The organism is Halorubrum gandharaense, from assembly GCF_054654575.1.
In genome coordinates, this window is sequence record NZ_BAAIET010000002.1 from 164,130 (window position 1) to 187,947 (window position 23,818).

20 protein-coding genes are annotated in these 23,818 nt (G+C 68.3%); 6 read left to right on the plus strand and 14 right to left on the minus strand.

Features of this window, described 5'->3' with window-relative positions; genetic code table 11:
* Nucleotides 1-11: 11 nt before the first annotated feature.
* The 6 genes from hisA to hemC form a co-directional block, all read right to left on the minus strand.
* Entirely contained in the window at nucleotides 12-776 is a 765-nt protein-coding gene (gene hisA / locus ACYQ07_RS09825) for a 1-(5-phosphoribosyl)-5-[(5-phosphoribosylamino)methylideneamino]imidazole-4-carboxamide isomerase (protein WP_459880753.1), read from the minus strand.
* A complete protein-coding gene (locus ACYQ07_RS09830; RefSeq protein ID WP_459880756.1) occupies nucleotides 773-2,065 on the minus strand; it encodes a DHH family phosphoesterase in 1,293 nt (430 codons plus the stop codon). The genes hisA and ACYQ07_RS09830 overlap by 4 nt, the downstream gene beginning before the upstream one ends.
* Before the next feature lie 89 nt (nucleotides 2,066-2,154).
* The gene (locus ACYQ07_RS09835; RefSeq protein ID WP_459880759.1) at nucleotides 2,155-2,619 is read right to left on the minus strand and encodes a universal stress protein; all 465 of its coding nucleotides are present in this window, start codon (nucleotides 2,617-2,619) and stop codon (nucleotides 2,155-2,157) included.
* Nucleotides 2,620-2,702: 83 nt separating this feature from the next.
* A complete protein-coding gene (locus ACYQ07_RS09840) occupies nucleotides 2,703-3,467 on the minus strand; it encodes a uroporphyrinogen-III synthase (RefSeq protein WP_459880762.1) in 765 nt (254 codons plus the stop codon).
* On the minus strand, nucleotides 3,460-4,320 hold the full coding sequence (gene cobA / locus ACYQ07_RS09845) for a uroporphyrinogen-III C-methyltransferase (protein ID WP_459883048.1): 861 nt from the start codon (nucleotides 4,318-4,320) through the stop codon (nucleotides 3,460-3,462). Before cobA ends, ACYQ07_RS09840 begins: the two co-directional genes overlap by 8 nt.
* An 85-nt stretch (nucleotides 4,321-4,405) precedes the next feature.
* Complete coding sequence (gene hemC / locus ACYQ07_RS09850; RefSeq protein WP_459880765.1) at nucleotides 4,406-5,584, minus strand: hydroxymethylbilane synthase; 1,179 nt, start codon at nucleotides 5,582-5,584, stop codon at nucleotides 4,406-4,408.
* A 150-nt stretch (nucleotides 5,585-5,734) separates the two neighbouring features.
* Here hemC and ACYQ07_RS09855 point away from each other — a divergent pair, with 150 nt between their 5' ends.
* Nucleotides 5,735-7,177: an ATP-binding protein gene (locus tag ACYQ07_RS09855; RefSeq protein WP_459880768.1), complete on the plus strand. Its 1,443-nt coding sequence runs from the start codon at nucleotides 5,735-5,737 to the stop codon at nucleotides 7,175-7,177.
* A gap of 717 nt (nucleotides 7,178-7,894) precedes the next feature.
* Here ACYQ07_RS09855 and ACYQ07_RS09860 read toward each other — a convergent pair.
* The 8 genes from ACYQ07_RS09860 to ACYQ07_RS09895 form a co-directional block, all read right to left on the minus strand.
* Entirely contained in the window at nucleotides 7,895-12,994 is a 5,100-nt protein-coding gene (locus tag ACYQ07_RS09860; protein ID WP_459880771.1) for a DNA polymerase II large subunit, read from the minus strand.
* A 16-nt stretch (nucleotides 12,995-13,010) separates the two neighbouring features.
* Nucleotides 13,011-13,430: a PPC domain-containing DNA-binding protein gene (locus ACYQ07_RS09865; RefSeq protein WP_459880774.1), complete on the minus strand. Its 420-nt coding sequence runs from the start codon at nucleotides 13,428-13,430 to the stop codon at nucleotides 13,011-13,013.
* Nucleotides 13,431-13,718: 288 nt separating this feature from the next.
* Nucleotides 13,719-14,102: a NifU family protein gene (locus ACYQ07_RS09870; RefSeq protein WP_459880776.1), complete on the minus strand. Its 384-nt coding sequence runs from the start codon at nucleotides 14,100-14,102 to the stop codon at nucleotides 13,719-13,721.
* A gap of 46 nt (nucleotides 14,103-14,148) precedes the next feature.
* Nucleotides 14,149-14,472, minus strand: a complete 324-nt coding sequence (locus ACYQ07_RS09875) for a DUF5783 family protein (RefSeq protein ID WP_459880779.1) — start codon at nucleotides 14,470-14,472, stop codon at nucleotides 14,149-14,151.
* Between the two features lie 684 nt (nucleotides 14,473-15,156).
* The gene (locus ACYQ07_RS09880; RefSeq protein ID WP_459880782.1) at nucleotides 15,157-15,765 is read right to left on the minus strand and encodes a DUF7504 family protein; all 609 of its coding nucleotides are present in this window, start codon (nucleotides 15,763-15,765) and stop codon (nucleotides 15,157-15,159) included.
* A gap of 43 nt (nucleotides 15,766-15,808) precedes the next feature.
* Nucleotides 15,809-16,189 (minus strand): DUF8057 family protein, encoded by a 381-nt coding sequence (locus ACYQ07_RS09885; protein WP_459880785.1) that lies wholly within the window; start codon nucleotides 16,187-16,189, stop codon nucleotides 15,809-15,811.
* Nucleotides 16,189-16,884 carry an RAD55 family ATPase gene (locus tag ACYQ07_RS09890; protein ID WP_459880788.1) on the minus strand — a complete coding sequence of 232 codons (696 nt, stop codon included), beginning with the start codon at nucleotides 16,882-16,884 and terminating at the stop codon, nucleotides 16,189-16,191. Before ACYQ07_RS09890 ends, ACYQ07_RS09885 begins: the two co-directional genes overlap by 1 nt.
* An 81-nt stretch (nucleotides 16,885-16,965) precedes the next feature.
* Entirely contained in the window at nucleotides 16,966-17,421 is a 456-nt protein-coding gene (locus ACYQ07_RS09895) for a chemotaxis protein CheW (RefSeq protein ID WP_459880790.1), read from the minus strand.
* A 102-nt stretch (nucleotides 17,422-17,523) separates the two neighbouring features.
* Here ACYQ07_RS09895 and cheB point away from each other — a divergent pair, with 102 nt between their 5' ends.
* The 5 genes from cheB to ACYQ07_RS09920 are packed head-to-tail and all read left to right on the plus strand — an operon-like array spanning nucleotide 17,524 to nucleotide 23,670.
* On the plus strand, nucleotides 17,524-18,597 hold the full coding sequence (gene cheB / locus ACYQ07_RS09900) for a chemotaxis-specific protein-glutamate methyltransferase CheB (RefSeq protein ID WP_459880793.1): 1,074 nt from the start codon (nucleotides 17,524-17,526) through the stop codon (nucleotides 18,595-18,597).
* Complete coding sequence (locus ACYQ07_RS09905; protein WP_459880796.1) at nucleotides 18,597-20,798, plus strand: ATP-binding protein; 2,202 nt, start codon at nucleotides 18,597-18,599, stop codon at nucleotides 20,796-20,798. The genes cheB and ACYQ07_RS09905 overlap by 1 nt, the downstream gene beginning before the upstream one ends.
* On the plus strand, nucleotides 20,795-21,595 hold the full coding sequence (locus tag ACYQ07_RS09910; RefSeq protein ID WP_459880798.1) for a CheR family methyltransferase: 801 nt from the start codon (nucleotides 20,795-20,797) through the stop codon (nucleotides 21,593-21,595). The genes ACYQ07_RS09905 and ACYQ07_RS09910 overlap by 4 nt, the downstream gene beginning before the upstream one ends.
* Nucleotides 21,595-22,803 (plus strand): HEAT repeat domain-containing protein, encoded by a 1,209-nt coding sequence (locus tag ACYQ07_RS09915; RefSeq protein WP_459880801.1) that lies wholly within the window; start codon nucleotides 21,595-21,597, stop codon nucleotides 22,801-22,803. Before ACYQ07_RS09910 ends, ACYQ07_RS09915 begins: the two co-directional genes overlap by 1 nt.
* Nucleotides 22,804-23,670: a CheF family chemotaxis protein gene (locus tag ACYQ07_RS09920; protein WP_459880804.1), complete on the plus strand. Its 867-nt coding sequence runs from the start codon at nucleotides 22,804-22,806 to the stop codon at nucleotides 23,668-23,670.
* The last annotated feature ends 148 nt before the right edge of the window (nucleotides 23,671-23,818 follow it).

Here is a 23,818-nt window from a genome sequence, read left to right on the forward strand (position 1 = left end):
CCGCTCCGGTGTCAGACCGCGTCCGCCCCGTCCGCCGCGTCCTGCGCCTCCCGCAGCGTAAACCGCCCCTCGTACAGCGCCGTGCCGACGACGACTGCGGCGGCGCCGGCCTCCTTTAACGCGACCACGTCATCGACGGTGGCGACGCCGCCGGAGGCGACCACCGGGATCTCCACCGCGTCCACGACGCGCTCGACGGCGCCGCGGTCGATCCCCTCCAGCTGCCCCTCCACGTCCACGTTCGTAAAGAGGATCCCGGCGGCGCCGAGCTCCGCGTAGCGCTCGGCGGCCGCGGCGGGGTCGAGACCGGTCCCCTCGGTCCAGCCCGCGACGACCACCTCACCGTCCTTCGCGTCGAGACTCACGAGCACGCTGTCGGGATGCGTCTCGGAGATCTCCGCGACGATCTCGGGGTTCTCCACGGCGGCCGTCCCGAGGATCACCCGGTCGATTCCGGCGTCGAGGAGCGCGCGGGCGTCCTCAGCCGTCCGGATCCCGCCGCCGAGCTGGAGCCCCACCGCGTCGCCCGCGGCGTCGACGACCGCCTCGATGGCGTCGGCGTTCGCCCGCTCACCCTCGAACGCGCCGTCGAGGTCGACGAGGTGCAGCGTCGAGGCGCCCGCCTCGATCCACCGGTCGGCCGCCTCGACGGGGTCACCGTAGCGCTTGCCTGTGCCGCGCTCGCCGGCGACCAACTGGACGACCTCACCGTCCTGCACGTCGACTGCGGGGATCACCTCGAACGTGGGGAAGTGGGTAGGGGTGGTTTCGGTCATTCCTCGCCGTCGTTGTCTTCGTCTTCGTGGTCGTCGCCGTCCTCTGCCGTCTCCTCATCCTCCTCGTCCGCGACCTGCGCCGCCACGTCCTCGAAGGCCGCGAGGATGACGCGCTTGCACGCCTGGCCCTCGGTGGTCCAGTGGTGGGCGTAATCCAGCATGTCGTCGTAGATGTCCGGCTTGCAGCCGGCCGCCTGCGGGTGGCCGCCACCGTTCACCTTGCCGGCGACCTCGTGGGCGTGCCGGAAGTCCTCGGAGCCGCGGATCGACGCCGAGCCCGCGGGCTTGACGATGACGGCGCCGTCGGCGCCCGCCTCTCGCAGGGTCTCGGCGACCTCGTTCTGCGAACAGCGGCCGTAGGTGACCGCGATGGTCCACTCGCCGATCTCGTGGCTGACCGCGCGGTCGACGGCGGCGTCGATGCGCGCCTGCTTCTCGACGCGCCGGTGTTCGAGGAAGTCGTGAACCGTGTCGGGGAGGTCGGCGCCGTACGCGCCGACGACCGTCGTGTACTCCTCGGCGCCCGTCCAGTAGGAGTAGTCCGCGAGGTCGTCCGAGCGCGGGTCCTCCTTGAGCCAGAGGTCGTGGTCGCGGGTCACCTCGGCGAGTTCGGCCCAGCGCGGCCCGAACTCGTGGTCCAGCGAGCGGAGCGCCACGTCGGCGGTACACTCCTCGTCGGAGTCGCCCACGACGAGGTCGACGCCCGCCTCGCGGACGGCGGCTGCGGTGTCGTCGTCCCACTGGTGGTGGTCGAACCAGCGGACGGCGTCCGCCTTCTCGACGAGCCCCTCCAGCGGCTCCGCGATCCACTCGTAGTCGTCCGGACAGAGGTCACAGACGAACAGGTCGATGCCGTCGTCGGCGTACTCCAGCACCCGTTCGAGCGAGTCGTCGATGGAGTACGGGCCGGCTGCGAGCAGCGCCACCGACGAGCGAGTGTGGGCGTCGTCAGCGTCGGTCTCGTCGTCTTCATTTTCGTCCGTCTCATCCTCGTCCCCCTCGTCCTCGTCGCCCTCCCCGAGTTCCGCGGCCAGCCGGTCGGCGATATCCGCCTCGAAGTCGGCCACGTCGAGCGCGGCGTCGTACGTCTCGCGGACCATCGCGGCGCAGGCGAGCCCGTCGGCGTCGCCGTCGGCGATCACGACCGCCTCCGCGTCCTCGACCGTCTCCTTGGCGCGCTGTTCCGCGCGGTCCTCGTCCAGCGAATCCGGGTAGAAGAAGCCCTTGCCGGGCAGCCGGGTGTATCGCGAGCGGGCCATCCCCGTCTCGTCGATGAGCTCGTCGTCCATACCGGGAGCGCGGGCGGCAGCGGGAAAACTCCGCCGCTCTGCGGTTCGGCGGGGGCCCGCCGGCGACCTCCATTCTCCCCGTTTGCCTTTTAAATCGTCGTCCGCCGCGGGTCCTCGCCGGTCAGCTGGCGGACGGTGAGCACGGGAACCGGGCAGGTGCGGACGACGCGCTCCGCGACGGAGCCGATCAGGAAGCGGTTCTCGCCGTGGCGGCCGCGGGTACCGGTGGCAACCACGTCGGCGTCCACCTCGCGGGCGTACGACCCGATCTCCGCGGCCGGGCGTCCCTCACGGGTCGCCGTGGTCACGTCGAGGTCGGCGTCCGTCTCGGCGGCGGCGTCGACCACCTCTCCGAGGGCCTCGTCCCCCCGGCTGTCGAGCGCGTCTCGCAGGTCCTCGCGAACCTCCTCGGGCGACGACTCCACCTCGCCGGCGTCCACGACGTACAGCGCGTGAACCTCGGCGTCGAAGCGGGCGGCGAGGTCGAGCGACACGTCGACGGCCCGGCGCACGCTGTCGGAGCCGTCGGTGGCGACGACGATGGTGTCGAACATACGCCGCCGTTCGACCGTTGGCGGCTTAAAAGCGGGCGGTCCGTGGGCGGGGCACGTGTGGGATACTTAAAAAAGACGACCGCTCAACAGCGGTCGACGACGGCCCGTACGAGCGCCTCGAAGTCGGCGTCGTCTGGAACCACGTCGACGTCGACGCCGAGTTCCGCGGCGGTCTCGGCGGTCGGCGGGCCGATGGCGCCGACGACGGCGTCGTTCAGTCCGGCGAGCGCGTCCTCGCGGACGCCGTGCTCCTCGGCGGCGTCCAGAAAGTGCTCGACCGTCAGCGACGAGGAGAATGCGACGGCGTCGAGTTCGCCGGCGGCCGCCATCGTGGCGGATTCGCCAGCCCTCTCCGGCCGGGTGAGCTGATACAGGACGGTCTCGTGCACCTTCGCTCCCGCGTCTCGGAGCCCGTCGAGCAGCACGTCGCTGCCGTGATCCGAGCGGGCGACCTCCACGTACACGCCGTCGACTTCGTCGCGGAGCCGGTCGACGAGCCCCGCCGAGGTGTACTCGTCGGGTACTACGTCGACCGTCCAGCCGGCCGCGCGCGCGGCGTCAGCGGTCGCGGGGCCGATGGCGACCAGCGTCGCGCCGCTCGGTTCCCATCCTGCCTCGGCGGCGAGCTCCACGCCCGTCTTGCTGGTGAGCACGACGTAGGGGGCATCAGCCGGGGTCTCGCCGGTCGGCTCGACCTGCAACATCGGGTCGGGCACGGGCTCCGCGCCGAGCGATTCGAGGAGCGCGACCGCGTCGACGATCCGGTCGTCGTCCGGCCGGAACACCGCGACCCGGGGGCGGTCGTCGTCGCCGTTCGTGACGATGGCGGAGGCGGTGCCTTCAGTCATCATCCACCTCCCCGCCGGCGCCCGCTTCCTCCGCTTCGCCGGCCGGCGGCTCGATGGGTGCCGCGTTCGCGTTCTCCAGGAAGCCGACGACGCGCTCGCGGGTCGCGGCCACCTCGCCGATCACGGTGATCGCCGGCGGCTCGATGTCGGCCTCGTCGCGGGCTTCGACGATCGTGTCGAGGGTTCCCGTGGCCACTTTCATCGCGGGCCAGGTGGCGCGCTCGACGAGCGCGACCGGTGTCTCCGGGTCCATCCCCGCCTCCCGGAGCGCCGCGGTGTAGTCCGGGAGCTTGCCGACGCCCATCAGGACGACGATGGTGCCCCCCGTCGCCGCGAGCGCCTCCCAGTTGACGGCGGACTCCGCTTTTGTCGGGTCCTCGTGGCCCGTGACGAACGAGACCGAGGAGGCGTGGTCGCGGTGGGTGACGGGGATCCCCGCTACGCCCGCACCGCCGATCGCCGAGGTGACGCCCGGCACGACCTCGAAGGGGACGCCGTGCTCGGCGAGGTGCTCGGCCTCCTCGCCGCCGCGTCCGAAGACGAAGGGGTCGCCACCCTTCAGGCGGACGACGGACTTGCCCGCCGCGGCCAGCTCCACCAGTCGGCGGTTGGTGTACTCCTGGGGCGTCCAGTCGCCGCCGGCGCGCTTGCCAACGTCCTCGCGTTTCGCCTCGGGGATCCGACCGAGGATCTCCGGGCCGGGAAGCTTGTCGTGGAGCACCACGTCCGCCTCGTCGATCAGCCGCGCGGCCTTCACCGTGAGCAGCTCCGGGTCGCCCGGGCCGGAGCCGACGAGGTACACCTTCCCGACCGTCTCGTGGTCGATCTCGGGCAGCGAGGCGTCCTCCGGCATCGGCACGTCGCCGCGGGCGCGAACGCCGTCCTCGTTCACAGGCGGTCCCCCGCCCGAGCCGTCGCTTCCAGGGTCGTCGACCTCCTCAGGCATCGTCCGCCTCCTCGCGCGCCTGCTCGACGAGCTCGGCGGCGCCGCGCTCGGCGAGGTCCGCCGCGAACGCTTCCGCCGCCTTCGCGTGGGTCGTCACCGGCAGGTCGCGAGTGTCCGCCACCTCCTCCGTTCCGTCCGTCGAGAGCACGCGGGCGGCGACGTGGACGTGTTCGCCCTGCACCATCGCATTGACGCCGATGGGGGCGATACAGCCGCCGTTGAGTCCCGCGAGCACCGTCCGCTCGACGGTCGTCTCCACGCGGCTTCGGGGATGGTCGACCGCCTTCCGCACCGTCTCCACCACGTCGGGATCCGTCGCCGTGACCGCCATGGCGCCCTGTCCGGCCGCGGGGACGTACTCGTCGCGCGGGAGCCGGGTGGTGCCGACCCGGTGATAGAGGTCCGAACGCCGAAGGCCGGCCTCCGCGAGCACGAGCGCGTCGTAGGTCGTCTCGACCTCCCGTTCCATGGCGCCGCGTTCGAGCTCCGACAGCGAGTCGAACCACTCCTCGACGCTCAGGTCGAACTCGTCGTCGTCATCGTCATCAGCTTCGTCCTCCTCATCCTCGCGGTCGCCGGCGTCCAGCACCTTCTCGCCGGCGGGGAGCGTCTCCGCGATCTCGCTGCGCTCGGCGGTTGCCGCGCTGGCCTCGCCCGAAGCGATGAGCCGCTCCTCGTGTTCCGCCTGCAGGCCGGGCGCGAGCAGCTTCTCGATCCGGGTGTCGACGTTGCCGCGGATCGGCTCGACCTCCAGGTCGGGCCGGGCCGCTTTGATCTGGGCCGTCCGGCGGAGTGAGGCGGTGCCGACCACGGAGCCCGGCGGCAGGTCCTCGATGCCGAGGCCGTCGGGATGGACGACCACGTCGCCGGCGGGCGCCCGCTCGGGGACGCCGGCGATGACGAGGTCGCCCATCTCCTCCGTAGGCACGTCCTTCAGCGAGTGGACGGCCAGGTCGGCGTCGCCGTCGAGCACCTCCTCGTCGAGCGCGCGCACGAACGCTCCCGTTCGACCGAGCCGGTGGATCAGCTCGTCGGGGATCTGGTCGCCGCGGGTCTCGACCTCGCGGATCTCCACATCGCGGCGGCGACTCGTCAGCGCGTCGCGAACCGTCTCCGCCTGGCGGCGTGCCAGCGCGGAGCCGCGGGTGACGAGTCGAAGGGTGTCGGTCATATCAAGAGGGAGGCCCCCCGGATTCAAAAGCGCACCAGTTCCGCACTCGCGTCGCGGTGCCGCGGCGCCCGAACTCACCGGTTTTCCCCAGTTTCACCAGTTGGTGTCGGAAGGAAAGAACCATACCGGAGTCCAACGATGGCCGTGAGTATGGAGAGGCTGGGGCGGGGTTCGGGAATCGTCGGCGTCGCAGCCGTCGGGTTTCTGCTCTCGGTGATCCACGCGACCCGGCTGCTGTCAGCGCCACCGTCCCCCGAAATCGCCGTCGAAGCCGGCGGACCGCTTCTGCTGTCGGCGTTTCTGGTTCCTGCAGCGGTCTGGCTCAATCGACACGGGTTCGACGCGACCGAGCTCGGCCGCGTCTGGGCGTGGATCGCCGTCGGCGTCGTCGCGATGGGGGTCATCACGGCGTGGACCGTCGGGGTGGGTGTGTCCCTCACGTCCGGCGCCCCGTTCGTCCTCCTCAGCAACGTCACCGCCGGGGTCGCGCTCGGCGTCGTTCTCGGCGCCTACGACGTCACCACCCGCCGGCGCGAGCACGCGTACGGCGAGGCGCGCGAGACGCTCCAGCGCGAGCGCGACCGGCTGGCCGCGCTGTTCGAGAGCGTGCCGAACCCCACCGTCTACTACGAGCACGTCGACGGGGACCCGATCGTCCGCGACGTAAACCCCGCGTTCGAGGACGTGTTCGGCTACGCCGAAAGCGAGGTTCGGGGGAGCTCCATCGACGCGTACATCGTTCCACCCGACGCCCGATCGGAGGCGAACCGGCTCAACGACCGCCTGATGAACGAGGACCTGCAGGCGTCCGTCACCCGGACCACGGCCGAGGGCGAGCGCGAGTTCCTGTTGTACACCGTGATGCTCCCGGACGACCCTCATCGCGGGTTCGCCACCTACGTCGACATCACCGACCAGCGCCGGAGCGAGCAGCGCCTCCAGGTGCTCAACCGTGTGCTCAGACACGACCTCCGAAACGCGATGAACGTCATTGTGGGCCACGCCGACAACATTGCCGCCGGTCGCGAGGGCGTCACCGACCGGGAGGCCGCCGAGACGATCCGCGCCCGGGCGGAGGATCTCCTCTCGAAGAGTCGAAAGGCTCGCGAGGTCGAACGGCTCCTGAACGCCGACGACACACCGTGCCGGACCGTCAACGTGGCCGCCGTCGCCGCGGCACGCGTGGAGCTCGCCGAGCGCGTCTATCCCGAGCTGACGGTCACGCTTTCGTGTCCCGAGGGGTCGGTGTGGGCCAGCGTCAACGAGCAGTTCCGGGTCGCGATCGACAACCTGCTGGAGAACGCGGCAGTCCACGGCGGCGGCGACGCGACGCTGCACGTTGAGGACGGGGACCCCGTCCGTCTCATACTTCGCGACCGCGGTCCGGGAATCCCCGATGCCGAAATCGAGCCGCTAACCCGCGAGGAGGAGACCAAACTCGAACACACCAGCGGGCTCGGCCTCTGGATCGTCACGTGGGTCGTCCGCGACGCCGACGGTGACGTTTCGGTGAGCAATCACGAGGACGGCGCGGAGGTGCTCCTCGAACTCCCCGGCGCCGATCCCCCTGAGAGCGTCGAAGGGGACGAGTAGCCCGATCGTACCGGAACGCGCCTGACCGTGCACGGTTTTCCCGCTCTGTCGAACTCTTCTTCAGGTAAGCGGTTGTGGCCCATCCTCGGCCTACACAGACACCTCAATGAGCGACTGCGGGAGTAAGTAGCGCAGATCGGTTGTGATGTTGTTTATAAGTGAGTAAATGGTGTTGCTGACGGCTGTTTATAAGTGACCGACGATACTGCGGTGACCGCCTGCAAAGCCCCAGCCGGCTCCGGTCGAGGGTTCCGGAAGACGTTCCGGCTCGCTACGCTCGCGGGCTGCGACTTCCGTCGTCCCGCTCACAGGTTCGCGGGACGCTCGCTGCGCGCTCAAAAGGGCTCGCATGGCTCGCCCTTTTGAGTGCTTACGTCGCCCGTCTTCCCGGAGCCGGCTGCCCCTTTGGGTCCCGCCCCGCACCGCTCCGCGACCGCACCTCACACCTCCCCAACCTCGTCGGCGGCTCCCTGCGGTCGCCGCCGACTCCCTCGCGCTCCGGCTCGCGCCCGCTGGGCGCTCGCCGGGCGCGCCACCGCACCGCATACCCGTTTATAAGGAACCCGTTGCCATCTCTCTCGACCGTTTATATACTGCATCGCCGGCGGCGAACTGCAACACCCACTCCCGGTATTACTCACCGGAAGTTCTGTCTAGACCGAGTCCGGGTCAGAATACCCACCGGATGAGGTTTCAACGGAGGCAAATCGGCCCTCTTCACATGAAGTCCGCAATGCCCGACTGTTTGTTGGTGTCGTCCTCGAACACGGATTCGAGGGCGTTCTCTAACACGTAGAGGCGCTGTTTGGTGTAGTCGCGGCAGTCGAAGCGCTCGGCGACCTCGATGGCGGTGTCCATGTACTTGTTCACGGACCCCTCGTGGACCGTGAGGTTGACGCGGCCGCCGCACTCCCGGCAGTCGCCGGTCAGCGGCATCCGGCGGTACTTCTCGCCACAGTCGAGACACCGCGTCTCCTGTCTGGAGAACGCCCGCAGGTTCCCGATCAGGTCCGGCAGGAAGTGGTACTCGATGACGCGCTCGGCGACGTCGGTCTCGTCGACCGCCCGGAGCTTCCGGGAGATCTCCAGCTGGGCGTCCATCTTGTCCATCATCGACCCCAGCGTCTTGTACGCCGACAGGTCCGGCCCCATCGCGATGTCCGTCGTGTCGTGGGTGTGGTCGAACCCGCGATACTCGTCGTCCGTCCCCAGCGTGTCCTCGCCGAGCTGGATCAGGTCCTCGACCGACTCGGGGTCGGCCATCTCCAGCGTCGCCTCGTAGAACTCCCGGGGGTACTGCCGGACGATGTCCATGTTGTGCGCCTCGTCGTCGATCTCCGAGGGGTCGATCCGCGAGGACATCACGAGCGGGGCGTCCATCTGACCACCTCGCTTATCCGGTAAGAAAGACTTCGAGAAGTTGAGAAGTCCGTCCATGAGAAGCATCACGCAATCCTCGTCACCGTCACACTGATCGACCGAGAGGTCGTTCGCGACCAGTGAGTGAGTGTCGTCGACGGTGAGACAGTAGACGTGATCAACGTCGCTTTCGACGACTTCGACCTCGTCGACGGGGTCGAGAACGTACCCGTCGGATCCGCCATCCGACAAACTGGTCGCATACGGCTCGATCGCCGAGGCCTGTTGCGCCAGTCGATCCGCCTTCCGTGAGAGGTGAAAGCCAGCGAGTTCCGAGAAACGAACTGCATCCTGTGACGAGACGCTGATAACGTAGGTTTGCGCGGTGAGACGCATATCCTCCTCGTCGTAGAAGTCGGGGAACTTCTCGTGGAGTCGAACGCGCTTCGGACGGGCGACCGATGCATGGATACCGAGCCGCCTGAGTAGAGCCAGCAGATCCTCGCGAAGTTCATTGCTGACGGTCGTCGCCGTGATTCGGAGCGATCCTTCGTCAACGCTACCGTCTCCGCTGAAATATCCCTCAAGATACGCACCGACGATCCGGTCCGATGCATTGAATATCGGGTCAGGGACACGTTTTGTGTGCGCAAGCACGCCCGCGTCGAGAATCGAGTCGAAGAATGCCCGAAGGAGCCGGCCGGAGGTAGTCACTTTTGCGTGATTCTCCTCATACGGGTCGGCGCCGAACTCCTCACGAAGGACATCGAGGAAGAATTCTCTCGCTTCCGTTTCGGTGCCGCAGATCGTTGTCTGGTGGATCGTTCCCTTCGGGGTTTCCTGCTCCCGAGCGAATCCCTCGGCAGCGTAATACCCGAGCAGCGTCGAGACCCGTTCGTTGAGTTCGACGAATCGGTCGACTTCGGTGCGGTCACGCTTGATCCCGAGCGTCACGTCTTCCGGAACGAACTGGAGCAGTTCATCGAGCGAGGAGAAACACTGTCGAAGATACGATGCGGGGAAACTCTCCCGGTACAAGTAGTTGCTAAGCGTCTTCTTGTTGGTTCCGAAGACCTCGGTCATGCTCTGGAGCGGATAAAACGGCCCGTCCCAATCGTCGGCGAACGCGTCTTCGAACAGCTCGTATAGCTCGTCCTTGTCCAGCCCCTTGATCATGAGGCGATCAGTCGGCACTGCGTCGGATCTGACATATTCCGCAAGTAGGTCGAACCGTTTCGGACTCCGACCGCCTGCACCGCCCCCGATCGAATCGGGTACGACCAGTTCGTTCGTGTCGTCGATGTCCCGTGCTTCCGTTCCAACGATCTCGTCACGTTCAGCGTCGTACACGTGCACGCCGTGATCCGGAGTGGTGGTTATCGACCGTCCGGAGGCTGTGCGGATCCGCAGCATGTGGTCGGGAGCGGGATGCTTGCTAACGGCCTCGATCGGTCGAGACACGGTTTTCCCGTCGGAGGTCAGCGATGGAGCGCGTAACTCCCCGTTGACGCCCTCCAGCTTCCCGACTGCGGTTCCGAAGTCGTCGAACTCGACCTCGGAGCGTTCGAGATACGTCTCGACGAACTCGTCGATCTTCGCGTGCCGTGACTCACCGGCCTCGTTCTCGTACCAGATCTTCGTCTCCGGGTGGAAGCAGTTCCGGCGCTTCGCGGCGTGGAAGTACGGGTGTGCGTACCCCACCGCCGCGGAGGTGAACCCGACCACGCGCCCGACAGTTGCGGCGCTCGTGTGTGGCGCCATGCCGAACACGAGCTCGCCGACGAGGTCGTCGCGCTCGTTCACCTCGTAGAAGCGGTCGAGGTCGTAGTACTGCTCTAAGAGGTCGTCGACGAAGTCGGCCGTCTTCAGCATGTGCTCGGCGGCGCCGTCCGAGAGCACGATGTCCTGCACGTTCAGCTCGACCAGCTGGTCGTCGTGTCTGAGGGGGTCGCCGTCGATGTCGGTCTCGTAGCCGAGCTCGCGGAAGTGGCCCGCGGTGACGTCGAGCTCCTCGGGGCGCACGGCGGTGACCGGGAGGTCGGTCATGTCGTAGCGGACCGTCCCGTCCTTGAACGCGGTGACGCCGTTTTTCGCCCGGAGGATCCCCTTCTCGATGGGCTCGGGCGTCTTGTTCGTGGAGGTGAGCCCCTGCACGCCCTTGATGATCTCGAAGACGGACTCGCGCTCGCCGACCGTCTCCAGTGCGGACCGGTAGGCGTCGTTGAGGTCGACCTCCTGCCAGGTGGCGGCGGTCACCTCCCACTCGCAGCGGTCACAGATGACGCGGCCGGACTCGTCGGGTTCGCACTCCCGACCGCAGTCGCCACACTCGTAGTAGGGCTCGGTGTGGGTCTCACAGTCGGGACACTCCGTCCGGTAGGTGTGGGTGTCACAGGCCGGGCACTCCCGTTCGGACACCTCGATTTCGTGGACACCGCGACGCCCCTGGTCGTCCATCGTGCGCGAGGCGTCCGCGAGGTTGCGCTGTGGCCCGCCCGCCTCGTTGATCGGGAACAGGGTGTGGACCGCCGGCGAGAGGTCCCGGCTCTCCGATTTCTCGGGGCGGCCCATCCGGTTGCCGATCCGGGTCGGCGCGCGCTCGCGCACCTCGAAGGGGGCGACCGCATTGACCGCCTTCACGGCGTTGTCGCCTCCGGCCCACTCGCGGGCCTCGCGCGGTAGGTCGTCGGGCTCCCATATTCGCCGGAGCCCGTCGTCGACCCCCAGCGATCGGGCGAGCGGGCGCCACGTCGGGATCCGCACCGAATCGGGCGTCGTCGAATGTTCAACGAGCAACGACTCCAGCGTGCTCCGGACGGTCTCGGTGCGTTCGACGGCGAGGACGCCCTCGACGACTTCCCCATCACTCACAGCCGCGGCGAGCGTCTCGAACGCATCGACCGACACGTCGTGCCAGAGGTAGGTGTACTCCGGATGGAGCGGACAGTCGTACTCCGTCGCCCACGCCAGCGCGTCCTCGACGGGCGGGTGTTCGAGGTCGACGTTGGGGTCGTCGCGGAGCGCCTGCACGTCCGCGCCAGCGTCCTCGAACTCCTGGATCCACCACTCGAACGCGTAGGAGGCGGGCGCGAGCGCGTGGTTGTTCTCGACGAACTCCCCGAAGTTGACGAGGTACTCGCCAAGGTCGAGCACCTTCTCGACGCCGTTGCGGATCGCCTTCGCCTCCTCCGGGTCGTCGATCCGGCGCACGTCGCCGTTCGCCAGCCGAACCGTCGGTCCCTCGATGGAGTCGACGGGGACGACGCCGGCGGCCTTCCCGGGCCGCTCCGTTTTGATCTGCGTCCCCGTCGCGAGGAAGTCGTCGACGAGGTGCATCGTCGCCGGGTGGACGCCGGCGGTCGCGAACCCGTGGTTGCGCGACCGGCCGTACCGGAGGCGGAACCCTCCGGATTCGGAGGGGTGCGAGAAGACCGGGCGCCCCGCGATCAGGTCCCGGAGGAACTTCATCGAGGGGTCGACGCGGAGCGGCCCGTCCGGTTCAGCGTGTGCGTCCTCGCCTTCCCCGCCGGCCTCCTCGGCGTCTCCGGCCTCCTCGCGGTCGGGTTCCTCGTCGTCTTCCGCGTCCGCGCCGTCGCCCCCCGCGTCCTCGCCGTCCTCCCCGATGGTGCCGTCGATCAGGTCCTGGAGCCACGGCCAGTCGACCTCGTCGAGGTCGCGGGTGTACCGCTGGATCTTCGGCGCCTTCAGCGCGATCCCCTCGGCGGCGACCAGGCACATCCCGCCGCGCGCGGAGTTGGTGTCGACGCGTTCCAGATCGCGGAACCCGGAGACCTCCTCGTCGCCGGTCGCCTCCCCGTCCAGCATGATCGGCATGTGCCGGGCGATGAACTTCGACTCCTTGTCCTTCGGCGTGTACTGGAGGCCCGTCTCCTTGTCGTAGAGGGCGATCTCCTCGGCGTAGCGCTCGATCTCGTCGGAGCGGGGCTTGTACTCGTCGATGCCCAGAAGCGACCGGGCGTAGTCGGCGACCAGCACGGAGAGCGCCTGTGCCGTCCCACCCGCAGAGCGAATCGGACCGGCGTAGTAGACGTTGACGAACTCCGTGCCGTCGTCGTTCTCCAGCAGTTCGACACGGTCGATCCCCTCGATCGGGGCGGCGACGACGCCCTCGGTGAGCAGCGCGACCGCCGTGCGCACCGCGCCCTCGATCTTGCCCGCGCGGGAGTCGTAGCTGCCGACGGTCCCCTCGACGAAGTCGGTGACGAGCTCCAGGGCTGCCTCCTCGCGGGACATCTCTCCTTCGAGTTCGCGGACGCGCTCGGCGACGCCTTCGATGCCGAGGATGTTCTCCACGCGGTCGGCCATGTCGCGGGCGACCGGAATCTCGATCTCCGGTTTGGGGTCGCCGCCGCGCTCCTTGGCGGTCTCGGCCACGTCCCACGCCTCGTCCAGCCGCTCCTCGAGCCGGGCGAAGTAGCGCTCGTCGTCCGGTCTCATCGACGGCCTCCGCCCATCAGAGCCAGAGGTCGAGGTCGGTTGTGGAGTCGTGTTCACGCTCCAGCGGCTCGGCGAACGCCGTCAGGTGGCACTCGCCGGCCCACACCGTCGCGGAGTCGAGGTGCCCGGCGAGCGCCTGTCCGCTCGGCCGGGACAACACCGCGTGCGTGTGCGCGAAGACCTCTCCCTCCAACAGCGAGATGTTGCCCATACACGCCGCTACCTCCAGCGGCTCGTCGAAGGTGACCGACTGGTACTCGCAGTCCTCCTGGTCGTAGAACCACACGTCAGCGTCCTGTACCGCACCCAGCGCGGTGAACCAGCCCGCCTCCACGTCCTCCTCGCGGGCGAGATCCTCGATCTCCTCGCGCCAGTCGGCGCCCGTCTCGAACCGCGCGACGTACTCCGCCGTCGGTTCGACTTCCCGGTAGTTCATGGCCGTCAGTGGCGCGCGCCGAGCAAAAAGCGTTCCCGTCGCCCCAGCACTCGGCATCGGTTGTGGATCCGGTACGCACTCAATTCTATATTGCGCTATATGATTTATGACTTCTAATCTTGGAGAATCCCATGTTACACAGAACTCCGCCGAGAGAGCCGCACTCGCTTGCTCACGCCGGTGTGAGCGGTGATCGGCGCGCTCCCGAACCGAGTTCGATGTCAAAAACGCCCGCGAACGCCGGCGCTGCCGCTCATGAGCCTGAAAATCGGGAAAGAGAGAACCAGGTTAGAACGGCGCCTGCGGGCCTTCGTCCTCCTCGCCGTCGTCCGTCGTCTCGCCGGGGAACGACGGGGCGGAGCCGCCGGAGCTGGTGCCGCCGAGGTCGCCGTCGGCGCCGGAGTCCATGCCGGTGTCGGCGTGGACCTTCTCGATCTCCGGGATCTCCTTGACCATCCGGGACTTGATCGCCTGGATCGTCATGGGGGAGATACCGCAGCCGGAACAGGCGCCGCCGAGCTCGATGTGGACCTCGCCCGTCTCGTGGTCGAGGTGGCTGATCGCCGCGCTCCCGCCGTGCATCTGGATCTGCGGGAAGTTGCGCCGCAGGAAGTTCGTGATGCGCTCGCGGAGGTCGTTGTCCGCGTCCGCGTCGCTGGTTTCCGTGCTCATACGTTCGGATTGGCGGCCGGTCGGCTTATGCCTTTGGTTGCCGCAGCTATTCCGGGCGTTCGGCGCCCAGCGTCCGGTAGAGCTCGTCCTCGATGCGGTCGACGTACTCGTCGAGCACTTCCTCGAACGTCTCGTCGTCGACGAGCACGCCGGTGAGACGCTCGCGGGGGTTTTCGGGGAGCTCGACGGCGAACTCGCCGTCATCGTAGACGGGCTCGGACTCGTTGAGCACCATCTGGTCGATGCCGTGGATCAGCTCGGAATCGTGCCGCTCGTTCATGTAGTTGAACGCGTTCTTGTACGCGCGCTGGAGCTCCGCGAAGTAGTGGACGTACTTCTCCTCGAACTTCTCGGGGTCGAAGTCGGTCATGCGCGGGTCTCCGTCGTCGGTCGGGAAAAGCCGGCCGATTCGGTGTCGGCGGAAACGTTTGATATAGCGATATGCGATATTCATCCCGCGGTAACACGTCCTTATAAAACCACGAATGGTGAGTATGGGACTCATCACGGCTGTTTTCGCCCCCTGTGGTACTGTCGAGTGGTGAACTCCCGTGTTCGCGGGCTAGTGACGGAGAGACGCTTATAGCCCCCTCGGATGCCGAGTAGCAGCGTCTCCGCGGGGGTGCCACCCGGGGGAGCTGCCGGGCGCCGGCGCGCTCCGGGTTCCGGTCTCGATCCGGTACCGGTTGCCCGGCCGCCGTCGCGTGCGTTGTGTTCTCCCCTTCGCCGGTGCCCCCGGTCGCGGTCATCGTCGCGGTCCGCCGGCTTGCCGTTTATAAGCTACCGCTGGGTTCGACACGAGAACTCCCGGTATGGGTCGTCACGCCGGCGTTCAGCACAGGAGGGGGAGTTCGGCGGGTCCTCCTCATCTTAAATTGTATTGTGCTATATGGAATCGGTCTGCTACCGCCCGGCTGCCGTTGTGGGGCGCTCGGCGGATGAGTGGTCGACACCGGCGCTCGCCGGCGGTTCGGGCTACACGTCGCTAGCCTGCAGTGTCACGAGCACGGCGCCGTGGCTCACCGGCGTGGAAAACGGTGCGCTCGCGGGCGCCTCAAAAGGCCGTCCACTCGGTCGGCTGGCCGACCCGATTACGGACGCGGAACTGTCGCTCGTCACCCTCGACGCGGGTTTCGACAACCGCCTCGAACGGCTCGTGGAGGGTGTGAAGCACCTGCTCGTCGTGCATCGTCGAGCCGACGACGCCGACGAGCGGCCAGCCCTCCCCGGAGGCTTGGGAGGCGAGCACGCGGGTAAACTGGTAGATGCGCTCGGGGTCCCAGTACATCAACAGCTGGGACAGCGAGTAGACGCCGACCGCGCGGTCGACGCCGGCGGACGCCTCCACCACGTTGGTGAACTTGATGCCGATGTCGGTGAGGTTGCCGGCGCTGGCGACGTACTTCGTCGTCGCGGTGTCCTCCGCGTCGCCGCCCTGCTCGCGGGTGACACAGTCGATGACGACAACGTCCTCACCCGGATGGTCGGTGAGCCGTTCGTGGTCCTCGCGGACCTTCTCGGCGGTACGCCCGGTCGAGATGATGATCGGGGCGTCGGTCCACCCGTTCAGCAGGCGATGAAACAGGTTGTACTTCCCGCTCATCGGGGGACCGGTGATGAGGACGCTGTCGGCGCGGCAGACAGCGTCGGGAAGCACGCTCATATCGAGGTTGTGGGGGCGACCGGGGTAAAACCCTTCCGAGGTTTTACTTCCGGAGGAAGGGGGGTAGCTCCAACGCGGAGGGCGGGCCCTCGTCGGATTTCGAGACGAGTGTCAGTTCACGGAGAGCCCCCGGCATCGCGGCGGGGATCGGCGGCGCCTGCGGGGCTCCCACGTCGTCAACGAGCTCCCGCCATATCGCGTCGTCGTTCTCCCGCGTCGACGCGAGCGCCTTCGTGCGCCCCTCGTCGTAAGCGAGTTCGACGAGACTTCGGTCGTAGCCGCTGGGAAGCCCCTCGACCACGCGCTCCAGCTCCTCCGGTTGCGGGTCGTCGATCGCGGCGGCGACGCCGAGCGCGAACGCGCGGTCGATCGCCTCACGCCGGGTTAGCGTCTCCCAGTCGTCGTCGAAGATGCGGTGGTACATCAGCGGCTCACCGTGGTCGCGGAGCCGACCCGGATTCCGCCGTCGCCGAACTCGACCTGCTGGATGTCGGTGTCCACGTCGGTCCCCCGCATCTTCAGCACCTGCGCGCCACGCTGCATTCCGTCGTCCTCCAGATAGTTGTGCATGAAGACGACGCCGTGTGCGAGATAATGCTCCTGGGAGTAGGCGCTCGGGTCCGTCATCTCGGAGATGAGCAGCGTCGTCGCGTCACACCGCTTCAGCGAGGAGAGGAACTGGACGATCGTGTCCTCCTCGTCGTCGAGCAGGTAGCGGAGCAGCATCGTGGAGTCGAAGACGACGCGGTCGATGTCCCGCGAGCTGATGAAGCCGGTGAGACGGTTGGTGACGCCGGAGCGGTCCCGGCGGTCGCCGGGCGGCCCGAAAAAGCGGCGCCCGTCCGAGGAGAACGCGTCGAGAAACGTCACGCGGTCGGTGTCGAGCGCGCGGTCGAAGCCGAAGTCGTACCCGCCCATGTCACGGCGGATTCCCTCCTTGGTCTCGTGCATGCTGACGTACAACACGTTGTCGCCGTTGCGGGCGCCTTCGGCGGCGAACTGCGAGCAGAAGGTCGTCTTGCCGCTTCCGGGCGGACCGCTCACCACGTACAGTCTGTTGGACGGGAAGCCTCCGTCGATGATGTCGTCGAATCCCGGAACCCCACTGGAGATGCGCATACCTGTACCCACGTCATCAGCCGAATAAGAGTTCGCCCCCGATTTTCAGGCCTGAGAACCGTTCGGACGGCGGGCGCGGGGTTACGCCTCGGCGGCGCCGGCGTCCTCGCCGGCCGCGTCCGGGACGACCCAGACGACAAAGCGCTCGTCGGACTTCACGATGCCGTGGACGCCCTCGTCGTCGACCGTGCTCGTTCGGTCCACGTCCTCGGGCTCGACGTCGCGGACCTGGAACACCTCGTCGACCATCCAGCCGACGGTGCCGCTCTCGCCGACGCGCTCGTCGTCGAAGACGACGATCCGCTCGCGAGGCCCGGTCTCGTCGATCCCGAACACGGTTTTCGGATCGACGATGGTCGTCGTGCGCCCACGGAGGTCCATCACGCCCTCGACGTGGGCGGGCGAGTTGGGGATCCGCGTGAGTTCGCCGGCGTCGACGATCTCGTCGATCACGCCGATGTCCAGACAGTACGTGTCGTCGCCGAGGCCGAACTCCAGCACCTTCGTGGATTCGGCATCCGCCTCGATGGCTGCCATGGGGAGATCTGTATGAATCTCCTTCATAACCGTGTCCCCTGAATTATCACGCGTGATTCCCGGGTCCGTGGGTTTATGGCCGGTTCCGCCGGCGATACGTGTATGAGTAGGACGACGGATCGGCGTGGCGGCGGCGACGACTTCCTGCAGGCGGTCGTCGTCGACGACTCGCCGTTCATGCGCGGGTTGATCGCCGACCTGCTGACGGACGCCGGCGTGGCGGTCGTCGGCGAGGCGGGGGACGGCGAGGAAGCGCTCGACGTGGTCGACGACGAGCGCCCCGACGTGGTGACCATGGACGTCGAGATGCCGGGCATGGGCGGACTGGAGGCCGTCGAACGGCTGATGGCCGAGACCCCGACACCCGTGTTGATGCTGTCGGCACACACCGACGAGGGTGCGGAAGTCACCTTCGAGGCGCTGGAACGGGGCGCCGTCGACTTCTTCGCGAAGCCGGGCGGCGAGGTGTCGTCGGGCGTCTCACGACAGGCCGACCGGCTGGTCGAGGCGGTTCGCTCGGTGGCCGGCGCGGACCTCGACGCGGCAACCCGCGAGAGCGCCGACCGGGCGGAATCCGGAGGAGACCCCGCGAACGCCGTCGAGTTCGACGGACCGCTAACGGTCGTCATCGGCGCCTCCACCGGCGGGCCGAACGCCGTCGAGCGCGTGATGGCGGCGCTGCCGACCGGCGACTGCCGCGTGCTCGTGGTCCAGCACATGCCGGAGGCGTTCACCTCCAGATTCGCCGACCGACTGGACGCCGTCTCCGCGTACGACGTGCAAGAAGCGACCGATGGCGCCCGGATCGGCGCCGGCGAGGCGCTCGTCGCGCGCGGCGGCTCCCACACCCGCGTGGACAGCTACCGGGCCGGGCGGCTTCGTGTCAAGCTCGACGACGACGACAGTCTGCCCGTCGCGCCCGCGGTCGACGTGACGATGCGCACGGCCGCGGAAACGGTCGACGGACCGCTGGTTGGCGTCATTCTCACGGGAATGGGGTCGGACGGCTCGGAGGGGATTCGGGCGATGGCGGACGCCGGCGCCCGCACGCTGGCCCAGAGCGAGGACACCTGCGTCGTCTACGGCATGCCGAAACGGGCCGTCGCGACGGGCGCCGTCGACGAGGTGCACGACCTGGATGCGGTCGCCGACGCCATCGTCGGGGGTGAGGCCTGATGGACTCCCACCGCGCGGCGTTCGTCGCCGAGGCCGAGGACGGGATCACCGACCTCAACAACGCCCTGCTGGCGCTGGAGGCCGATCCGGACGACGGCGAGGCGATGGACGACGTGTTCCGCGTCGCTCACACCCTGAAGGGGAACGCGGCAGCGATGGGGTTCGAGGACGTGTCCTCGTTCGGCCACGCGCTGGAGGACTTGCTCGATGCGGTTCGACAGGGCGACCGCGAGGTGACGCCGGAGCTGATGGACCTCCTCTTCGAGGGCGTCGACACCGTCGAGGCGATGGTCGCCGAGATCGCCGACGACGGCGCGGTGTCCACCGACCCGACCGACCTCGCCGAGCGCCTCCGGCTGATGGAGGAGTACGGCACGACCGACCCGGACGGCGGGGACGGTGGAGCTGGAGGAGACGCTGACGACGGCGCGGACACAACGGGCGAGGCCGACGACGGCGGGGTGACGGTCCCGCCGCTCCCGGAGGCGGCGGACGCCCTCGACGGCGACCTCGTGTACGCGCGTGTCACGATCGGTGAGACCTCGATGGCGGGCGTCGACGCGACGTTCGTCGTGCAGGGACTCGAGAAAGCGTTCGACGACCACGTCACGGACCCCGCCCCCGAGACGCTGGAGGAAGGGGAGTACGACGAGGGGTTCGACGCCTTCGTCGTCGCGACCGACCCGGAGGCGGTTGCCGACGGGATCGGGTCGCTCACGCAGGTCGAGTCGGTGGCAACGGCCCCGGTTGACGCGGGCGCCGCGGCCGCCGACACTGACGCGGATACGGAGGCCGACACCGGAGGCGACGCGGAGTCGCTCGCCACCGAGGATGGGACGGAATCGGAGCCGGAGCCGGCAGCCGAAGAGACGCCGGACTCCGAACCGGAACCGTCCGCCGACGAGGAGGCAGAGACGAACGCGGAATCCGAGCCCGACGCCGACTCGGAGCCCGACGACGCCGGCGACCGCGACGAGATCAAGTCGATCCGGGTCGATGTCGACCAGGTCGACGAGCTGTACGGGCTGGTCGAACAGCTGGTCACCAGCCGGATCAAGCTGCGACGCGAGCTGGAGGAGGCCGACGCCGACTCCGACGCGCTCGACGAGCTCGACAAACTCGCATCCAGCCTGCAGGACACGGCGATGGACATGCGGCTCATCCCGTTCTCGCAGGTCTCCGACTCCTTCCCGCGACTGGTGCGGGACGTGGCCCGAAGCGTCGACAAACAGGTGCAGTTCGACATCGAGGGTGACGACGTGGAGCTCGACCGCACCATCCTCACCGAGATGCGCGACCCCCTGGTCCACGTGCTCCGAAACGCCGTCGACCACGGCATCGAGCCGCCAGCCGAGCGTGAGGCCGCCGGTAAGGAGCCGACGGGCCACGTGGAACTGGTTGCCGAGCGCGACCGCGACCACGTCGTGATCGAGGTGCGCGACGACGGCGCGGGGCTCGACCCCGACCGCCTCCGCGCCAAGGCGGCCGAGGAGGGCGTCGACAGCCGGGAGGCGCTCGACGCGATGGACGACGACGAAGTGTACGACCTTGTGTTCCATCCCGGCCTCTCGACGGCCGAGGAGGTGACCGACGTCTCCGGCCGCGGAGTCGGGATGGACGTGGTCCGCACCACCGCACGCGACCTCGACGGGTCCGTGAGCGTCTCCAGCGAACCCGGCGAGGGGACGACCGTGCGGTTCCGGCTCCCCGTCACCGTCGCCATCGTGAAGGTGATGTTCGTCGACGTGGGCGGCACGGAGTACGGCATTCCGATCAAGGCGATCGCGGAGGTCGCCCGTGCCGACGACGTAGAGGAGGTCCACGGCGACGAGGTGGTCCGCCACGAGGACGAACTCTATCCGGTAGTCCGCCTGCGCGAACGGCTGGACACGGGCGCCGATTCGATGCTCGATGCGTCCGAGACTGGAGCTGCTCCTGCGGCGACCGACGGGGGAGCGGATGGGCCTCCGGCTGCGTCCGATACCGCCCTCGACGCGAGCGCGGACGCCGGCGACGGGATGCTGGTCCGGATCCGCGAGGAGACCAGACAGGTCGCACTCCACTGTGACGCCGTGCTTGACCAGGAGGAGGTCGTCGTGAAACCGCTCGACGGCCCCCTTTCCGGAACGCCCGGGTTCAGCGGTACCGCCGTCCTCGGCGACGGGGACGTGGTGGCCGTGCTCGACGTGGTGAGCCTATGAGCGACGCCGCCTTCGAGGGCGTCCTCCGGCAGATCGACGACACCGTCCCGTTCGAGCCGGGGTACTACAACGAGTCGTACCTCGACCGGCGGATCACCGCCCGGATGCGCCGGCGCGGCACGGAGACACACGGCGAGTACGAACGCCTGCTCCGCGAGGAGGCCGACGAGCGCGAGGCGCTGATGGACGCGCTCACGATCAACGTCACCGAGTTCTTCCGCAACCCGAAGATGTGGGAGGTTCTTCGCGAGGAACTCCGTCGGCTTACCGACGAACAGCGTCGGGTTCGAGTGTGGTCGGCGCCGTGTGCCGACGGCCGCGAGCCCTACTCGCTGGCAATGCTCGCGTGCGACGACGACCGGATCGACGAGAGCCGGATCGAGATCGTCGCCTCCGACATCAGCGAGGAGGCGCTTGACCACGCGAGAGACGGCGTCTATCACACTACCCGAACGACGGACATCGCCGAGGAACTCGACCTCCTCGACGACCCCCAACAGTTCGTGGAGCGCGACGAGGACAGCTTTCGAGTCCGGTCGGCGCCGCGCCGGCTGGTCTCCTTCGAGACGCACGACCTGATCCGCGACGGCGCCCGCGGCCCGTTCCACGTGGTGTTGTGTCGCAACCTGCTCATCTACATCGACGCGGACCACAAAGGGGCGCTGTTCGACACGCTGGGTGCGTCGCTCGTCGAGGACGGCGTGCTGGTCGTCGGGATGACCGAGAGCGTGCCGCCGAGCCGCACCGACGCCTACGACCCGATCGACAAGCGCCGGCGGGTGTTCCGGAGGAGCTAATGTCGCTGTACGGCTACGCCCGTGAGGGAAACGTCGAACGCCTGCGTGACGCCGCCGGGAGCGACAGCCCGGCCGTTCGCAAGCGCGCGGTGGAGTTCCTCGGTGAACTCGCCGACGAGGAGGACCAGGGAACGATCGACGTGCTGCTCCGGGCTGCGACAACGGATGAGGACGAACAGGTTCGTGGCGCCGCCGTCGACGCGCTCGACGAGGTGGGACAGGCGGCGGTCGAACAGCTGCTCTCGGAGCTGACCGGCGGGAGCAGTCAGGAGGCTGGCTGGGTAACCGCCCGGAAGTTCGCGCGGGCGCTGGAGTCCCAGCGACCGGAGCTTCGGATGGCCGCGGCCAACGCGCTGGGTCGGCTCGGCGAGCCCAGCACGCTGCCGGCACTGGTCGAAGCGCTCTCGGACCCCGACCCACGGGTTCGACTGCGCGCGTGTCACGCCTGCGGCACCTTCGCCGATCCGCGGACGGTCGGTCCGCTCGTGGACCGCCTCGACGATGCTCCGCGAGTTCGGCGTGCCGCCGCCAACGCGCTCGGCGGCATCGCCACGGACCAGTCGCTCGCCCCGCTGATCGACCTGCTCGACGACTCCGACGAGTCGCTCCGCCGGATCGCCGCCAGCGCGCTCGGGAAGGCCAACAATCCGCAGCCGGTCGAACCGCTCGCCCGCGCGCTCAGCGACGAGAGCGCCACGGTGCGCAACGCTGCCGTCTACTCCGTCATCGAGCTGCTCTCGAACGTGCCGACGAAACACAGCCACGCCGTGCGCGACCAGGTGGTTTCGGAGCTGAAGGCGGCCGACGACGCCACCGTCGTCGACCCGCTGGTCCAGATCCTCACGGAGGGCCAGCAGCGCCGCCAGCGCCGGAACGCGGCGTGGATCCTCGGCCGGGTCGCCGACCGGAACAACGACGAAGCCGTCGAGGCGCTCGCCGACGCGCTCGGCGACGACGACACCCAAACCGCCCAGTTCGCGGCGACGAGTCTCAAGACGCTCGGCGGCCCGGGCGTCGAGACGGTCCTGCTCGACCGACTCGACACGGACCGCCCCGACGAAGCACGGGCGAAGGCGGTGTTCGTGCTGGGACAGATCGGTGGCACGGAGACGTTGAACAAACTCGAGGAGCTCACCGACGACGAGAGTCCCGCCGTCCGAAAGCGGGCGTTCTCGGCCGTCTCAAAGCTTCGTGCTGGAGGGATGTAGATGGGAGAAAGCGAATATAAGATCGCCGACACGCAAGCGAAGTTCGCGGTCGCCGTCCGCGAGGGCCGCACGGTAAACGATGTCGCCTGGACCCCCGGGCGTGCGTTGCTGTCGAACCGCCGGCTGATTCTGGCGGGCAACGACGGCAGGCGGACGATCCCGCTCTCGAAACTCGAGGGGCTCGGCGGGCGCCACGACGCCAATCAGGCGGTGGCCCGGGTCTCCGGCTACATCAGCTTCGACCTCGACGACCAGGTGTTGTTGGTGGCGGCGGCCGACCACGACGCCTTCGAGCGCGACGTCTACCGGGCGCTGTTGGACCAGCGGACGCTGCTGGCGAAACACCCCGCCGTCGAGGGTGGCGTCGTCACCGACGCCGGCTGGGAGCAGGCTCGCGTGAAGCTCGACGAGAACGGCCTGAACGCGGCGATGGAGAGCGGCGCGTTCGTGAAGTTCGACCTCGACGACATCAGCGGGCTAGAAGCGACCCAGCGGACGGTTCAGGGCGAGAAGCAGCCGGTCATCGAGGTGTCACACACGGACGCCGACGGCACCAGCATCGAGACGCACATCGCCGGCGAGTCGGAACGGGTGACGTTCGTTGAGGCGTGGCTCCGCAAGGGCGAAGAGCGGAGTACGACGAACGTCGACCTCGACAGTCGGGACCGGGAGGTGCTGATGGCGCTCTACTCGGGCGTGTCCCCCTTCGAGATCCCGTCGTTCCTCGGAATGGACGTGGACGTAGTCGAGGAGACGTTCGAACGGCTGATCGAGGTGGAGGTCGTCGAGGAGGTGCGGGTGCGCCGTGAGGTGTCGCTCAACTCGCGCGGCCGCAACATCGCCAGTCAGGCGATGAACGAGCAGTAGGCGGGGTTGCCGATTTCTCTCCCCGGTTGAGCAGTCGCTCCTTGGTGTGGGGCTGACAGCCGGCGGAACCGTCGTTTCGCTCCCGGTCGGGTCGCCGGACGCCCGTCCCGCCCGATCCGGGGCCGTGGTCAGCGCATGGACGGCGTTG

Coding starts and splice junctions, on each gene's coding strand:
- hisA (WP_459880753.1), bottom strand. CDS start 776: ATGACCGAAACCACCCCTACCCACTTCCCCACGTTCGAGGTGATCCCC.
- ACYQ07_RS09830 (WP_459880756.1), bottom strand. CDS start 2,065: ATGGACGACGAGCTCATCGACGAGACGGGGATGGCCCGCTCGCGATAC.
- ACYQ07_RS09835 (WP_459880759.1), bottom strand. CDS start 2,619: ATGTTCGACACCATCGTCGTCGCCACCGACGGCTCCGACAGCGTGCGC.
- ACYQ07_RS09840 (WP_459880762.1), bottom strand. CDS start 3,467: ATGACTGAAGGCACCGCCTCCGCCATCGTCACGAACGGCGACGACGAC.
- cobA (WP_459883048.1), bottom strand. CDS start 4,320: ATGCCGGAGGACGCCTCGCTGCCCGAGATCGACCACGAGACGGTCGGG.
- hemC (WP_459880765.1), bottom strand. CDS start 5,584: ATGACCGACACCCTTCGACTCGTCACCCGCGGCTCCGCGCTGGCACGC.
- ACYQ07_RS09855 (WP_459880768.1), top strand. CDS start 5,735: ATGGAGAGGCTGGGGCGGGGTTCGGGAATCGTCGGCGTCGCAGCCGTC.
- ACYQ07_RS09860 (WP_459880771.1), bottom strand. CDS start 12,994: ATGAGACCGGACGACGAGCGCTACTTCGCCCGGCTCGAGGAGCGGCTG.
- ACYQ07_RS09865 (WP_459880774.1), bottom strand. CDS start 13,430: ATGAACTACCGGGAAGTCGAACCGACGGCGGAGTACGTCGCGCGGTTC.
- ACYQ07_RS09870 (WP_459880776.1), bottom strand. CDS start 14,102: ATGAGCACGGAAACCAGCGACGCGGACGCGGACAACGACCTCCGCGAG.
- ACYQ07_RS09875 (WP_459880779.1), bottom strand. CDS start 14,472: ATGACCGACTTCGACCCCGAGAAGTTCGAGGAGAAGTACGTCCACTAC.
- ACYQ07_RS09880 (WP_459880782.1), bottom strand. CDS start 15,765: ATGAGCGTGCTTCCCGACGCTGTCTGCCGCGCCGACAGCGTCCTCATC.
- ACYQ07_RS09885 (WP_459880785.1), bottom strand. CDS start 16,189: ATGTACCACCGCATCTTCGACGACGACTGGGAGACGCTAACCCGGCGT.
- ACYQ07_RS09890 (WP_459880788.1), bottom strand. CDS start 16,884: ATGCGCATCTCCAGTGGGGTTCCGGGATTCGACGACATCATCGACGGA.
- ACYQ07_RS09895 (WP_459880790.1), bottom strand. CDS start 17,421: ATGGCAGCCATCGAGGCGGATGCCGAATCCACGAAGGTGCTGGAGTTC.
- cheB (WP_459880793.1), top strand. CDS start 17,524: ATGAGTAGGACGACGGATCGGCGTGGCGGCGGCGACGACTTCCTGCAG.
- ACYQ07_RS09905 (WP_459880796.1), top strand. CDS start 18,597: ATGGACTCCCACCGCGCGGCGTTCGTCGCCGAGGCCGAGGACGGGATC.
- ACYQ07_RS09910 (WP_459880798.1), top strand. CDS start 20,795: ATGAGCGACGCCGCCTTCGAGGGCGTCCTCCGGCAGATCGACGACACC.
- ACYQ07_RS09915 (WP_459880801.1), top strand. CDS start 21,595: ATGTCGCTGTACGGCTACGCCCGTGAGGGAAACGTCGAACGCCTGCGT.
- ACYQ07_RS09920 (WP_459880804.1), top strand. CDS start 22,804: ATGGGAGAAAGCGAATATAAGATCGCCGACACGCAAGCGAAGTTCGCG.